We start from the raw sequence: 490 nt of genomic DNA, 5'->3' as shown, positions 1-490 counted from the left end.
TCTCCGCTTATTTTACTTGCTGGTTACTCTTTTCAAAGGGAGACGTTTAGTTCCACAAGAAAATCATTTATAATCAATTTAGTACATAAATGAGGAGGATATAAGTGGAAAAAATAACACCGTTTTTAATGTTTCAAAATAGCAACGCAGAAGAAGCGATGAATTTTTATATTTCCATCTTTGAGGATTCTCGAATTACAAACATTATTAGGTATGGGGCTAATGAAGCTGGACCAGAAGGCACCGTAATGCAGGCTACTTTTACCTTAAAAGGGCAAGAATTCATGTGTATTGACAGTTTTGTAAAACATCAATTCTCCTTTACACCTTCTTTCTCAAGCTTTGTTACTTGTAGTAATGAAGAAGAACTTGTCAATCTTTATGAGAAACTTATGGAAGGTGGACAAGCACTTATGCCATTAAATAATTATGGTTTCAGCAAAAAGTTTGGTTGGGTCAATGATCGCTTCGGAGTTTCGTGGCAACTAAA

At 34.9% G+C, this 490-nt stretch carries 1 protein-coding gene; it reads left to right on the top strand.

Annotated elements, in window-relative coordinates; translation table 11 throughout:
* Positions 1 to 104 precede the first annotated feature (104 nt).
* A partial coding sequence (locus V7659_RS07915) for a VOC family protein (protein WP_335539264.1) occupies positions 105 to 490 on the top strand: 386 nt, incomplete at its 3' end.

The organism is Neobacillus drentensis (genome assembly GCF_036966985.1).
In the GTDB taxonomy this organism is placed as follows: domain Bacteria; phylum Bacillota; class Bacilli; order Bacillales; family Cytobacillaceae; genus Neobacillus; species Neobacillus drentensis_E.
This window is presented reverse-complemented; position numbering and strand designations above follow the sequence as displayed.